This is a genomic window from Achromobacter sp. ISS7, from assembly GCF_056523125.1.
The window spans coordinates 3693763-3706928 of the sequence record NZ_JAWRZD010000001.1 but is presented as its reverse complement, the minus strand read 5'-3'; the positions used below and the strand labels follow the sequence as shown (position 1 = coordinate 3706928).

The following is a 13166-nucleotide window of genomic DNA, read 5'->3' as shown; positions in this document are numbered from 1 at the left end:
AAATCCCGGTAACGCGCGGCGCGGCCGCGAACAGAAGGTTGTAGGAAAGGGCGGTCAGCCGCGGGTCTGGCCTTCACCGGTCAGCACCCACTTGAGCGTGGTCAGGCCTTCCAGGCCGACCGGGCCGCGGGCGTGCAGGCGGTTGGTGGAGATGCCGATTTCAGCGCCCAGGCCGTATTCGAAGCCGTCCGCGAAGCAGGTCGGCAGGTTGACGTAGACCGAGCTGGAATCGACTTCGCGCTGGAAGCGCTGGGCCGACGACAGGTCTTCGGTGACGATCGCGTCGGTGTGGCCGGAACCCCAGCGGGCGATGTGCTCGATGGCGTCGTCGAGCGAGTCGACGATGCGGATCGCCAGGATCGGGCCGAGGTATTCGGTGCCCCAGTCTTCCTCGGTGGCCGGCTTGGCGTGCGGCAGCAGCGCCAGCGTGCGCGGGCAGCCGCGCAGTTCGACGCCGTGTTCGGTCAGCGCGGCCGCCAGGCGCGGCAGGATCGAGACGGCCGCCACGGCGTCCACCAGCAGCGTTTCCATGGCGCCGCAGATGCCGTAGCGGTAGGTCTTGGCATTGAAGGCGATGGCGTGGGCCTTGTCCGGATCGGCGGCGGCGTCGATGTAGATGTGGCAGTTGCCGTCCAGGTGCTTGATGAGCGGCACGCGGGCTTCCTGCGCCAGGCGCGCGATCAGGCCCTTGCCGCCGCGCGGCACGATGACGTCGATGTGCTCGGTCATGGTGATGAGCTTGCCGACCGCGGCGCGGTCGGCCGTGGCGACGACCTGTACCGCGTCTTGCGGCAGGCCGGCGGCCGCCAGGCCCTGCTGGACGATGCGGCCCAGCGCCACGTTGGAGTACAGGGCTTCGCTGCCGCCGCGCAGGATGGCGGCGTTGCCGGACTTCAGGCACAGCGCCGCCGCGTCGATGGTGACGTTGGGGCGCGATTCGTAAATGATGCCGATGACGCCGAGCGGCACGCGCATCTGCGCCACGCGCATGCCATTGGGGCGCACGCTGGTGGCCGTGACGCTGCCGATCGGGTCGGGCAGGGCGGCGATCTGGCGCAGGCCCTCGGCCATGTGCGCCAGCGTCTTTTCCGACAGGGTCAGGCGGTCGAGCAGGGCCGGCTCCAGGCCGTTGGCGCGGGCGGCGGCGACGTCCTTGGCATTGGCGGCGAGCAGCTCGGCCTGGTTGGCGGCGAGCGCGTCGGCCATGGCCAGCAGGGCCTGGTTCTTGGCGGCGCTGTTGGCGCGCATCATGGCGCGCGAAGCCCGGCGCGCGTTGTCGCCCAGGGTCAGCATGGCTTGTTCGATGGAGGACGAGGACATGGCGGCGTCGATCATGGTGAGGGGGCGGCCAGGGCGCCGCTTGCGATGGGGGTAGTTTATCCGGCCGGGGCCGGGAGGATCAGGAGGCGGCCGGTGCCGCCTTCACGGTCGGTTGCCGGCGGCGGCGACGCGCAGGGCCAGGCGGGTCATTTCTTCCCAGGGGTCGGATAGCCGGCCCGGGACGGACAGCCCCTTGATGAGGCGGTCCACTTCGTGCGCATGCTGCACCGCGGCGGGCCAGACGTCGGGGCGGACCCGGCCCAGCGCCTGCAACGCGAGGCGTTCGTGCGCGCCGAAAATGCGCAGCCGGCGCATCAGGCCGTTGGCATCCTGCCCCAGGCTGCGGGCCTCGGCCACGCGCGCCAGCAGGCGGATTTCCTCGCCCACCGCCCACAGCACCAGCGGCAGGGCTTCGCCCTCGGCGCGCAGGCCGTCGATCATGCGGATGGTGCGGGCGATGTCGCCGGCCAGCATGGCGTCGCGCAGGCCGAACACGTCGTAGCGGGCGACGTTGAGCACGGCGCGCTCGACGTCCTCGGCCGCCAGCTGGCCTTCGGGATAGAGCAGGCCCAGTTTCTGGATTTCCTGGTGTGCGGCCAGCAGGTTGCCTTCGACCTTGTCGGCCATCCATTGCAGGGTGGCGTTGTCGGCGCGCTGGTTCTGCCGCGCCAGGCGCTGGCCGACCCAGGCGGGCAGGCGGCCGCGTTCGACGCTGGCGATGTCGACCATCATGCCGCCGCGCGCCAGGGCCTGCACCCAGCGGCCTTCACGGGTGGCCTTGTCCAGGCGCGGCAGCGATACCAGGATCAGCGTGTCGGGGTTGTCGGCCTGCTTTTCCGCCTGCTCAGCCAGGCGCGCCAGCGTATCGGCGCCGGGCTTGCCGGGCTTGCCGGTGGGAATCTTGAGCTCGAGGATGCGGCGGTCGCCGAACAGCGACACGCTCTGGGTGGCGGCGATCACCGCGCTCCAGTCGCTGCGCGCATCCATCACCATCGACAGGCGCTCGGTGTAGCCCGCCGCGCGTCCGGCGGCGCGCAGCGCGTCGACCGCCTCGGTCACCAGGAGAGGCTCGTCGCCGGACACCGTATACAGCGGCGCGAGACGGTTGCCCGCCCGCTGCAGGTGGTCGGCCAGGCGATCCGCGTCCAGGACTTGTGCCATCGGTCAGCGCAGGTTGGCCGGGTCGGTGGTGGACGGGGTCTGCCACGGTGCCGGGGTGCTGCGCGGCATCGGCGCGGTCGGATCGTACAGCGGGGTTTCGCCGTCTTCGCCAAGCTGTTCGCGGTTCTCGAACGCCTTGCGCACGTCTGGCGCGGTCATGCGGCGCAGCAGACGCGAGACCAGGTCGCGTTGCATGGCGATGTAGAGCGTCTCGATCTGGCCTTGCTTGGCCTGGACGATCTGGTCGTCGTACGGCATTTCGCGGTAGATCGACAGGGTCGTATCCGGGATCAGGGCACGGCCCTTGGCGTCGATCAGGCGGAAGGTGTAGTTGATGCCCAGTTCGTATTCCTCGACACGGCCCTGGGCGTTCAGCGATACCTCGCGCAGGGTACGGTCATTGCCGACCTGCTGCAGGATGGCCTGCGCTTCCTTCGGCGCCGTAACGAGCTTGGTATTGGGGGACGCGGCCCGCAGTGCACGGCGCACGTCGGCGCCGAACTGGGTGTTGTCCGGGATACCGATATACAGCGTATCGAACGGCAGCGGCGTGACGCCGCGCAGTGTGAAACCGCAAGCGGAGATCAGCATGAACAGCGCCAGGCAGGCGCCGCGCAGCAGCCAGGATTGGCGGGGGGAGTGCGTTTGTTGCCCGGCGAAGTACATGCTTGACCTCATCAGCCTACGACGTTGACCAGTTTGCCCGGAACCACGATGACCCGCTTGGGCGGGCGGCCTTCCAGGTAGCGGGCGACTTCGTCCTGGGCGGCGGCGAGTTTCTCGATGTCTTCCTTGGCGGCCTTGGCGGCGACGCGGATCGAGCCGCGCAGCTTGCCGTTGACCTGTAGCATCAGTTCGATTTCGTCCGCCACCAGCGCGGCCTCGTCGACGTGCGGCCACGGCGCGTCGAGCAGGTCGCCCAGCTCGTTCGAGTAGCCGAGATCGCGCCACAGGTGCCAGGTGACGTGCGGCACCACCGGGTACAGCACGCGCAGCAGCACGCCCAGCGTTTCGGCGTAGGCGGCATCGGCGTGCGCGCCTTCCGGCAGCTTGGCGTCGTCGATGGCGTTGAGCATCTTCATGCACGCGGACACGACGGTGTTGTACTGGATGCGCTGGTAGTCGTAGTCGGCCTGCTTGAGCAGGTTGTAGACCTCGCGGCGCAGATCCTTGACGGCGGCGGGCGCGTCGGTCCAGTCGGCGCCGGCGGCCAGGCCGCGGGCGACGGTGTCGCGCTGCGCGTAGCTGATGGACCACAGGCGGCGCAGGAAGCGGTTCGAGCCTTCGACGCCGGAGTCGGACCACTCGAGCGTCTGCTCGGGCGGGCTGGCGAACATGACGAACAGGCGGGCCGTGTCGGCGCCCAGCGTGTCGATCAGCGATTGCGGATCGACGCCGTTGTTCTTGGACTTGGACATCGTGCCCACGCCGCCGTAGGTCACGTCGGAACCGTCGGACTTGAGCTTGGCGCCGGTGATGGCGCCGCGCGCGTCGTAGACGTTCTCGACTTCCTCAGGCCAGAAATACTCGATGCCGCCCTGGGCGTTCTTGCGCGAGTAGATGTGGTTCAGCACCATGCCCTGGCACAGCAGCTTGGTGAAGGGCTCGTCGAAATTGAGCAGGCCCATGTCGCGCATGACCTTGGTCCAGAAGCGCGCGTACAGCAGGTGCAGGACCGCGTGTTCGATGCCGCCGATGTATTGGTCCATCGGCATCCAGTAGTCATTGCGCGCGTCGACCATGGCGTTGTTGTTGCCCGGCGAGGTGTAGCGCATGAAGTACCAGGACGAGTCCACGAAGGTGTCCATCGTGTCCGTCTCGCGGCGCGCCGGCTTGCCGCAGCTGGGGCAGGCGCACGACAGGAAGGCTTCGTTCTTGGCCAGCGGATTGCCGCTGCCGTCCGGGATCAGGTCGGCCGGCAGCACCACCGGCAGGTCCTTTTCGGGGACCGGCACCGGGCCGCAGTCCGGGCAGTGGATGATCGGGATCGGGGTGCCCCAGTAGCGCTGGCGCGAGATGCCCCAGTCGCGCAGGCGCCAGGTGGTCTGCTTCTCGCCCAGGCCTTGCGCGCCCAGGTCGGCGGCGATGGCGTCCACGGCTTCCTTGTGGGACAGGCCGTCGTACTTGCCGGAATGGATGGTGCGGCCGCTCTGCTTGTCGCCGTACCATTCCTGCCAGGCGTCGGTGGAATAGGCCTTGCCGGCCACGTCCACGACCTGGCGGATCGGCAGGTCATATTTCTTGGCGAAGGCGAAGTCGCGTTCGTCGTGGGCGGGCACGCCCATCACGGCGCCGTCGCCGTAGGTCATGAGCACGTAGTTGCCGACCCAGACCTCGACCTGGTCGCCGGTGACCGGGTGCGTCACGAACAGGCCGGTGGGCAGGCCTTCCTTTTCGCGCGTGGCCAGTTCGGCCTCGGTGGTGCCGTCCAGCTTGCACTGTTCGATGAAGGCGGCCAGCGCCGGGTTCGACTGCGCGGCGTGGGTGGCCAGGGGGTGTTCCGGCGCCACGGCGCAGAAGGTCACGCCCATGATGGTGTCGGCGCGGGTGGTGAAGACGTACAGCTTGCCGTCCTGGATCAGCTGGCCGTCCTGGCCGGCGATCTGGTGCGGGAAGGCGAAGCGCAGGCCCTCGGACTTGCCGATCCAGTTTTCCTGCATCAGGCGCACGCGCTCGGGCCAGCCGGGCAGATCGTTCTGCACCGCGCCCAGCAGTTCGTCGGCGTAATCGGTGATGCGCAGGTAGTAGCCGGGGATCTCGCGCTTTTCGACCGGGGCGCCCGAGCGCCAGCCACGGCCGTCGATGACCTGTTCGTTGGCCAGCACGGTCTGGTCGACCGGGTCCCAGTTCACGACCTGGGTCTTGCGGTAGGCGACGCCCTTTTCGAGCATCTTCAGGAACAGCCACTGGTTCCACTTGTAGTACTCGGGGTCGCAGGCGCACATTTCGCGCGACCAGTCGATCGCCAGGCCCATCGCCTTCATCTGCTTCTTCATATAAGCGATGTTGTCGTAGGTCCACTTGGCCGGCGGCACCTTGGACTTGATGGCGGCGTTCTCGGCCGGCATGCCGAAGGCGTCCCAGCCCATCGGCATCAGCACGTTGTAGCCCCGCATGCGCAGCTGGCGCGCCATCATGTCGTTGATGGTGTAGTTGCGCACGTGGCCCATGTGCAGCTTGCCGCTGGGATACGGCAGCATCGAGCAGGCGTAGAACTTTGGCTTCTCGGAGCCGTCCGGGTTCTTCGCGTGTTCATGGACCAGATAGGCGTCGCGGGCCTGCCAGTCTTGGTGGGCGGCCGCTTCGACGGTAGTGGGGAGGTAACGTTCCTGCATGGGCTCGTGCGCGATGGCGAAAAATGGGTGAACCGCCCCCGCGCGCCAGGCGCGGGGGCGGCCAAAACCCCTGATTATAGGAGGTGCTAGGCGCGGATAGGGGACGGGGCGATTTCCGGGATGCGGGCACTGGCCCCCAGCATGCCGTAAGCCAGGGTCATGGCCCCCAGAACCGCGCCCGCGGTGACCACGCCGGGCCAGCCGTAATGGGAGTAAAGCCAGGACGATACCAGCGATCCGGTCGCCCCGCCGATGAAGTAGCTGGTCATGTAACCGGCCGTCAGGCGGCTGCGGGCCTCGGGCCGGGTGCGGTACAGCGAGCTGGTATTGGTGACATGGACGCCCTGGATCGCCAGGTCCTGGATCAGGATGCCGACCAGCAGCGCGATGACCGAGGCCTGGCCGAAGGCCATCAGCCCCCAGGAGGCCAGCAGCAGCAGCAGGCCGATGCGGGTGGCCTGGTTGCCCAGGCCGCGGTCGGCCAGGCGGCCGAAGCGGTTGGCGGCATAGGCGCCGGCCGCGCCGGCCAGCCCGAACAGCCCGATGGTGGTGTTGTTGAAACCATAGTCCGGGCCCGACAGCAGGAACGTCAGCGGCGTCCACAGCATGCTGAAGGCGGCGAACAGCAGGCCGCCCAGCAGCGAACGGCCGCGCAGCAGCGGTTCCTCGGCGAACAGGCGGAAGATCGAACCGAGCAGGCGCGGATAGCTCATGGCGGCGTGGCTCTTGTGGCGCGGCAGCACCTTCCAGAGCGCGGCGGACATGGCCAGCATCAGGATCGCGGCGACCCAGTAGACGGTGCGCCAGCTGCCCAGGTCGGCCAGCACGCCAGCCGCGGTGCGGGCCAGCAGGATGCCCAGCAGCAGGCCGCTCATGACGGTGCCGACCGCCTTGCCGCGCTCATGCGGCGCCGCCAGGGTGGCCGCGAACGGCACCAGCACCTGCGCCACCACCGACAGCATGCCGGTCACGGCGGTGCCGAGCATCAGCATCTGGATATTGGGGGCGAAGGCCGACACCAGCAGGCCGCCGGAGGACAGCAGGGTCATCAGCACGATCAGGCCGCGGCGCTCGAACAGGTCGCCCAGCGGCACCAGCAGGATCAGGCCGAGCGCGTAGCTCAGCTGCGCGATCATGACGATGCTGCCGGCGGTGGCGTTGGACAGCGTGAATTGCTGGCTGATGGTGTGCAGCAGCGGCTGCGCGTAATAGTTGCTGGCGACCGCCAGGCCGGTGGCGACGGACATCAGCAGGATGACGGGCGCGGTGAGCGGGGCGGGTTGGGCGGGAGCGGCGTTCATGTGAGGCGGGGCGTTGGCGTGTAGGGAAAGGAGAGCTCAGGCGATGCCGCCGGGCGTTTCCTGGTCATGCGGGATCAGCAGTTTCTTCAGCAGGCCGGCCATCTGGCGGCGTTCGGTGGCGTTCAGGGGGGCGAGCAGCGTTTCCAGTTCGCGCAGGTAATCCTTGAGCACCTGCTTGATGACGCGCAGGCCTTCGGCGGTCAGCGCCACGATGACGCCGCGGCGGTCGTCGGGGTTGGGCGTGCGCGCCAGCAGGCCGGCCTGTTCCAGGCGGTCCAGCCGGTTGGTCATGGCGCCCGAGGTCAGCAGCAGCGCCGCGACCAGTTTCTGCGGATTCATGGCGTACGGCGCGCCGGTGCGGTACAGCGTCGCGAGCACGTCGAATTCGCCCTGGTGCAGGTGGTAGCGCTTGAACGCCTGGCCCACGTCACGCGCGGCGAAGGCGTGGAAGCGGAACACGCGGCTCAGGACGCTCATGGGCGAGATGTCCAGGTTGGGGCATTCCTGCTCCCATTGCGACAGCACCAGGTCGACCAGATCGTTCATGATGTTTTTATATAAAGTATCTTTACGTGAAGATAAATTCTAGCAGGCCGGCCACGGATCATGCAAGGCGCGCCAGCCGGCAGGCGCGGGCGCGCAAAAAAGAAAGGGCCCGCCCCTTGCGGGGCAGGCCCTTTCCGGCTTGACCGGATAACCGTGCGGAATTACTGCGCGGCGTCCTTCAGCTTCTTGAGCGGGCGAACCTTCACCTTGACCGAAGCCGGCTTGGCGGGGAACCAGCGTTCTTCGCCGGTGAACGGATCCTTGCCGAAGCGCTTGGCCTTGGCGGGAACCTTCTGCACGGCAACCTTGAACAGGCCGGGCAGCGTGAATTCGCCAGCGCCCTTCTTGTCCACGGAGCTCAGCACCGAGGTTTCCAGGCTGGCCAGGACGGCCTTGACCGACTTGGCTTCAACGCCGGACTGCTCGACGATGTAGGCGACCAGCTGGGTCTTGTTCAGAGCAGCCTTGATAGCCTTGGGGGCGGCAGCGACCTTCTTGGCGGCAACGACCTTCTTGGCTGCCGGCTTCACAGCGGGTTTGGCGGCGGTAGCCTTCTTTGCGGGCGCCTTGGCGGCGGGCTTGGTGACTTTCTTGGCAGGAGCTTTAGCTTTCGTGGCCATGGTCAAAATCCGTATGTTGAGGACATGGGGCAGCGCGCGCGCCGGGTATCGGCGTTTAACGCTACGCGCCCGATGATAGCGGAAGAGTGGCGGTTGTAGCCGCTTTCGCAAGGCCTTTCGCGCAATCTTTGTTGTTTTCAAGGCAGAAAAACCCCTTCTACAAGGGGTTCTGCAAAATGCAGTGACATTCACTGCGATTTTTTCAATGCCGCGTGCATCGCGCAAAGTGCTTCTGCAATGGGGTTTTGAACCATCCGCGGCCGGCGTGTTCCAATGCTTCGCGCCGCGCGTTGGCGGTGCGCGTGGGCGGCCGGTTGCCGCCTGCCCGCATTGCCGGCGCGCCATCCTTACCCCGCATGGAAGTGAAGCACCCTATGTTGATGAAGAAGTTGGCGGCGAGCCTGCTCGTTGCAACCGCATGCATGTCAGGCGCCCTGGCGCAATCGATGCCCCAGCCCGACCTGTCCGCCAAGGCCTGGTTGCTGCTGGACGAGACCAGCGGCCAGGTGATCGCCTCGCACGCGGCCACCGCCCGGATCGAGCCGGCCTCGCTGACCAAGATCATGACGGCGTACGTGGTGTTCAGCGCCATCCACAACAAAGAGCTGTCGCCGGACCAGAAGGTGACCATCTCGACGCGCGCCTGGAAAGTGCCGCCCGGCAGTTCCAAGATGTTCCTGGAGCCGGGCTCCAGGGTGTCGGTGGACCAGTTGCTGCGCGGCCTGATGATCCAGTCCGGCAATGACGCGGCCATCGCGCTGGCCGAAGCGGTGTCGGGCAGCGTCGAGGCGTTCGTGGCGCGCATGAACGACACCGCCGTGCAACTGGGCCTGCATGGCACGCACTTCGCCAGTCCCCACGGGTTGCCGGATCCGGGCACGTATTCCACGGTCAGCGACCTGTCGATCCTGGCCACGCGCTTCATCCGCGATTACCCCGAGCTGTACAAGACCTACGATTCGGCCAAGACCTTCACCTACAACAACATCACGCAACCCAACCGCAACCGGCTGCTGTGGCTCGATCCCAGCGTCGACGGCCTGAAGACCGGCCATACCGACGCGGCGGGCTACTGCATCGTGGCGACCGCGCACCGGCCCAACGGCCGCGACCAGCGGCGCCTGATCACGGTGGTGGTCGGCACGGCCTCGGACAAGCTGCGCACCCAGGAAAGCCGCGAGTTGCTGGAATGGGGCTTCCAGGGGTTCAATACCATCAAGTTATATGCAAAGGGCCAGGCGGTGGCCACGCCCGAGGTCTGGAAGGGCCAGGCCGACACGCTCAAGGCGGGTTTCGCGCGCGACGCCTATGTCACGGTGCCGGCCGGCGCCAAGGTCGAGCCGGTCTGGACGCCGCAGGATCCGCTGGTGGCGCCGATCGCGGCCCAGGCCACGGTCGGCTCGCTGCGCGTGATGGTCGACGGCAAGCCCGCCATGCAGTTCCCGGTGGTGGCGCTGGAGCCGGTGGCCGAGGCCGGATTCGCCGGCCGCGCCTGGGATTCCATCCGCTTGTGGTGGCGCGGGCATTCTTGATCCGACGGGAGGGGACATGGCGGTGAGTTTTCCGGGTGGGCCGGCCGCGGCGCCGACCACCGATGATCCCCTCGGGCTGCTGTCAGCCTGTCATGGGCGCATTGCGCGGCAATGCGCCACCTTGCGGCGCCTGGCCGCGCATCTGCCGATGCATGGCAGCGACGACGCGGCCCAGGTCGCGGCCGCGGGCGTCGCGCGTTATTTCCAGACGGCCGCGATCCACCACCACGAGGACGAGGAAGAGGACCTGTTTCCGGCCCTGATCGAGTCCATGGCCGGTTCCGACGCCGTCTGCCTGCATGCGCTGGTCGACGGGCTGATCGCCGATCACGCGCGGCTGGCGGCCTTGTGGGCGCCGCTGCGGCGGATCCTCGACGAGATCGCGGCGGGCCGTCCCGCGGCGTTGCCGCCGGCGCAGGTGGAGGCGTTCGCGGCGGCCTATGCGGCGCATATCCAGCGGGAAGAGGACGAACTGCTGCCGCTGGCCGCGCGCCTGATCGGCGATGACGCGCTGGCCGCGATCAGCCGGGCGATGAAGGCGCGGCGCGGCGGCGAGGCGGGCTGAACCTCGTCGCGCGCCCGGCGGGCGCCCGCCGTTTTTAGTGTTAAATGGTCGCAGCCGGGGCAATCCGCGCCGGATCTCGAACCGCCACGCCATGCACCGCAACGCACGCTTTCGCCGGAAACTGCAGGATCCCGCCCTGATGCACGCCATGTCGGCGCACAACCCGCTGTCCGCCCGGCTGGCGGCGGACGCCGGGTTCGACGCGATCTGGGGCAGCGGCTTCGAATTGTCGGCCAGCTACGCGGTGCCGGACGCCAACATCCTGTCGGCCGGCCTGCACCTGGACATGATGCGCGCCATCGCCGCCACGGTCGACGTGCCGGTCATCGCCGACATCGACACCGGCTTTGGCAACGCCATCAATGTTTCCTACGTCGTGCCGCAATACGAGGCCGCGGGCGTGTCGGCGGTCGTGATGGAAGACAAGACCTTTCCCAAGGACACCAGCCTGCGCACCGATGGCCGCCAGGAACTGGTGCGCGTCGAGGAATTCCAGGGCAAGATCGAAGCGGCCTGCGCCGCCCGCCGCGATCCGGATTTCTGCGTCATCGCGCGCACCGAAGCGCTGATCGCCGGGCTCGGCCAGGCCGAGGCCCTGGCGCGCGCCGCGGCCTATGAAGCGGCCGGCGCCGATGCCATCCTGATCCATTCCAAGCAGGCCACGCCCGACGAGGTGCTGGCCTTCATCGCGGCCTGGTCCGGCGGCGTGCCGCTGGTGCTGGTGCCCACCGCGTACCCGCAACTGCGCGAGCGCGACATCCAGGCGCTCGGCAAGGTGGGGCTTGTGATCTACGGCAACCACGCGATCCGCGCGGCCGTGGGCGCGATGCGCGAGGTCTTCGCCCGCATCCGCGAGGATGGCGGCATCCATGCCGTCGATGCCGGCCTGCCGACGGTGCGCGATATCATCGGCCTGCAGGGCGACGCGGACATGCGCGAGCTGGAACGCAGGTTCCTGCGCTGAGCGCGCGGGAATACAAAAAAAACGGGGCAGGGGATCGATGGCGGCGGGAAGCAAAGCGTGGTTGGCGCGCGTATTTGGCGATTGGGTGCCGGAAGTCGGCCCCGCGACCCTGCGCGCGGACCTGGCGGCCGGGCTGCTCGGCGCCCTGCTGGTGCTGCCGCAGGGCGTGGCCTTCGCCACGCTGGCGGGGCTGCCGGCGCAATACGGCCTGTATTCGGCCATCGTGCCCTGTATCGTGGCGGCGTTGTTCGGCTCCAGCCGCCATGTCATGTCCGGCCCCACCAATGCCAATTCGCTGGCGCTGTTCGCGGTGCTGACGCCGCTGGCGGTGGCGGGCAGCCCGGGCTACATCGAGCTGGCGCTGGCGGTGACGGTGCTGGTCGGGCTGATGCAATGGCTGGTGGGCGCGCTGCGGCTGGGCTCGCTGGCGCACTTCATTTCGCCGTCGGCGCTGTTCGGCTTCACCAGCGGCGCGGCCCTGCTGATCGCGGTGCATGCGCTCAAGGATGCGCTGGGCCTGCCGGCGCCGGATTCGCATGGCGCCGGCGCGTTGCTGGCCAGCCTGGCGGGCCATTGGGACCGGCTGCAGGCGGGCGCGCTGCTGGTGACGGCCGTGACGATCGCCGCGGCCCTGTTGCTCAGGCGACTGGACAAGCGCAAGCCCTACATGCTGGCCGGGCTGGTGGCGGGGGCGCTGGCCGCGGCGGCGTTCAATGCGCTGGCGCCGCGCTTCGGCGCCGCGCCGGTGCCGCTCCTGGGCGACCTGGCGCAGCCGTGGCCGCCTTTCCACGTGCCCAGCATCGACTGGCGCGCCTTGCCGGATCTGCTGAGCCTGGCGTTCGCATTGACCATCGTGGCGCTGGCGCAATCGATTTCCATCGCCAAGGCGGTGGCGACGCGGTCGGGCCAGCGCATCGACGCCAATCGTGAATTCGTCGGGCAGGGCCTGTCCAACGTGGTCGGCGGCTTCTTTTCCTGTTATCTGTCCTGCGGCTCGCTCAACCGTTCCATTCCCAACTACGAGGCGGGCGCGAAGACGCCGCTGGCCGCGGTGTTCTCGGCATTGCTGCTGATGGCGCTGGTGGCGCTGAGCGGTCCCCTGCTGGCGCGGATTCCGCACGCGGCCATCGCGGGCCTGTTGCTGCTGGTGGCCTGGACCCTGCTGGACGTTCCGCGCTGGCGCCTGCTGATCCGTACCCAACCGGGTGAAAGCGCGATCGCCGCGGCCACGCTGGCGGCCACCGTGACCATCCGCATGGAGGTAGCGATCCTGCTGGGCACGGTGCTGTCGCTGATGGCGTACCTGCATCGCACCTCGCGGCCGGCGATGCGCACCATGGGCTTCGATTCGCGCGGGCTGGACCGCCGTTTCGTGGTGCTGGCGCAGCAGCCCGAGGCATTGCCGGAATGCCCCCAGCTCAAGCTGTTGCGCATGGAGGGATCGGTCTATTTCGGCGCCGCCGCGCACGTGGCGCAGCGCCTGCAGGAACTGCGCACGGGCGTGGATGCGCCGCGCCATCTGCTGGTGATGGCCAAGAGCATGAATTTCATCGACCTGGCCGGCGCGCAGGTCTGGGAGGACGAACTGGTGGCGCGCCGCGCCATGGGGGGCGACCTCTATTTCCACCGGCCGCGCCCCGAGGTGCTGGCGATGTGGCGCCGCACCGGCTTCCTGGAGCGGCTGGGCGCGGACCACGTGTTCCCTGACAAGGCGACCGCGCTGCACGCGATCTACGCGCGGCTGGACCGGAGCATCTGCGCCGGTTGCCAGGCCAGGGTGTTCTGGGAATGCCAGCCGGACAGCCCGCAGGCCGGCCACTGA

Annotated in this window: 11 protein-coding genes; 4 read left to right on the top strand and 7 right to left on the bottom strand. The window is 68.4% G+C overall.

Features of this window, described 5'->3' with window-relative positions:
- Positions 1-54: 54 nt before the first annotated feature.
- The 7 genes from AC1HFW_RS16570 to AC1HFW_RS16540 form a co-directional block, all read right to left on the bottom strand.
- On the bottom strand, positions 55-1335 hold the full coding sequence (locus AC1HFW_RS16570; protein WP_479284470.1) for a glutamate-5-semialdehyde dehydrogenase: 1281 nt from the start codon (positions 1333-1335) through the stop codon (positions 55-57).
- 87 nt (positions 1336-1422) lie between these two features.
- Entirely contained in the window at positions 1423-2481 is a 1059-nt protein-coding gene (gene holA / locus AC1HFW_RS16565) for a DNA polymerase III subunit delta (protein WP_061073720.1), read from the bottom strand.
- 3 nt (positions 2482-2484) lie between these two features.
- Entirely contained in the window at positions 2485-3147 is a 663-nt protein-coding gene (locus tag AC1HFW_RS16560; protein WP_479284466.1) for an LPS-assembly lipoprotein LptE, read from the bottom strand.
- 11 nt (positions 3148-3158) lie between these two features.
- Positions 3159-5816, bottom strand: coding sequence for a leucine--tRNA ligase (leuS, locus tag AC1HFW_RS16555; RefSeq protein WP_479284461.1), 2658 nt, complete (start codon positions 5814-5816; stop codon positions 3159-3161).
- An 86-nt stretch (positions 5817-5902) separates the two neighbouring features.
- Positions 5903-7117, bottom strand: a complete 1215-nt coding sequence (locus AC1HFW_RS16550; protein ID WP_006390613.1) for an MFS transporter — start codon at positions 7115-7117, stop codon at positions 5903-5905.
- Between the two features lie 36 nt (positions 7118-7153).
- Positions 7154-7663 carry a MarR family winged helix-turn-helix transcriptional regulator gene (locus AC1HFW_RS16545; RefSeq protein WP_006390612.1) on the bottom strand — a complete coding sequence of 170 codons (510 nt, stop codon included), beginning with the start codon at positions 7661-7663 and terminating at the stop codon, positions 7154-7156.
- Between the two features lie 161 nt (positions 7664-7824).
- Positions 7825-8283, bottom strand: a complete 459-nt coding sequence (locus AC1HFW_RS16540; protein WP_035359312.1) for an HU family DNA-binding protein — start codon at positions 8281-8283, stop codon at positions 7825-7827.
- A gap of 374 nt (positions 8284-8657) precedes the next feature.
- Here AC1HFW_RS16540 and AC1HFW_RS16535 point away from each other — a divergent pair, with 374 nt between their 5' ends.
- From AC1HFW_RS16535 to AC1HFW_RS16520, 4 genes are all read left to right on the top strand, one after another.
- A complete protein-coding gene (locus AC1HFW_RS16535) occupies positions 8658-9815 on the top strand; it encodes a D-alanyl-D-alanine carboxypeptidase family protein (RefSeq protein ID WP_116521226.1) in 1158 nt (385 codons plus the stop codon).
- Positions 9816-9831: 16 nt separating this feature from the next.
- Positions 9832-10380, top strand: coding sequence for a hemerythrin domain-containing protein (locus tag AC1HFW_RS16530; RefSeq protein ID WP_479284456.1), 549 nt, complete (start codon positions 9832-9834; stop codon positions 10378-10380).
- 91 nt (positions 10381-10471) lie between these two features.
- On the top strand, positions 10472-11344 hold the full coding sequence (locus AC1HFW_RS16525) for a phosphonopyruvate hydrolase (protein ID WP_006390608.1): 873 nt from the start codon (positions 10472-10474) through the stop codon (positions 11342-11344).
- A 37-nt stretch (positions 11345-11381) separates the two neighbouring features.
- Positions 11382-13166 carry a SulP family inorganic anion transporter gene (locus tag AC1HFW_RS16520; protein WP_479284452.1) on the top strand — a complete coding sequence of 595 codons (1785 nt, stop codon included), beginning with the start codon at positions 11382-11384 and terminating at the stop codon, positions 13164-13166.

What these genes read in the sequence shown, in the direction of transcription:
- leuS (WP_479284461.1), bottom strand. Translation starts at nt 5,816, where the DNA reads ATGCAGGAACGTTACCTCCCCACTACCGTCGAAGCGGCCGCCCACCAA.
- holA (WP_061073720.1), bottom strand. Translation starts at nt 2,481, where the DNA reads ATGGCACAAGTCCTGGACGCGGATCGCCTGGCCGACCACCTGCAGCGG.
- AC1HFW_RS16530 (WP_479284456.1), top strand. Translation starts at nt 9,832, where the DNA reads ATGGCGGTGAGTTTTCCGGGTGGGCCGGCCGCGGCGCCGACCACCGAT.
- AC1HFW_RS16570 (WP_479284470.1), bottom strand. Translation starts at nt 1,335, where the DNA reads ATGATCGACGCCGCCATGTCCTCGTCCTCCATCGAACAAGCCATGCTG.
- AC1HFW_RS16550 (WP_006390613.1), bottom strand. Translation starts at nt 7,117, where the DNA reads ATGAACGCCGCTCCCGCCCAACCCGCCCCGCTCACCGCGCCCGTCATC.
- AC1HFW_RS16540 (WP_035359312.1), bottom strand. Translation starts at nt 8,283, where the DNA reads ATGGCCACGAAAGCTAAAGCTCCTGCCAAGAAAGTCACCAAGCCCGCC.
- AC1HFW_RS16560 (WP_479284466.1), bottom strand. Translation starts at nt 3,147, where the DNA reads ATGTACTTCGCCGGGCAACAAACGCACTCCCCCCGCCAATCCTGGCTG.
- AC1HFW_RS16520 (WP_479284452.1), top strand. Translation starts at nt 11,382, where the DNA reads ATGGCGGCGGGAAGCAAAGCGTGGTTGGCGCGCGTATTTGGCGATTGG.
- AC1HFW_RS16535 (WP_116521226.1), top strand. Translation starts at nt 8,658, where the DNA reads ATGTTGATGAAGAAGTTGGCGGCGAGCCTGCTCGTTGCAACCGCATGC.
- AC1HFW_RS16545 (WP_006390612.1), bottom strand. Translation starts at nt 7,663, where the DNA reads ATGAACGATCTGGTCGACCTGGTGCTGTCGCAATGGGAGCAGGAATGC.
- AC1HFW_RS16525 (WP_006390608.1), top strand. Translation starts at nt 10,472, where the DNA reads ATGCACCGCAACGCACGCTTTCGCCGGAAACTGCAGGATCCCGCCCTG.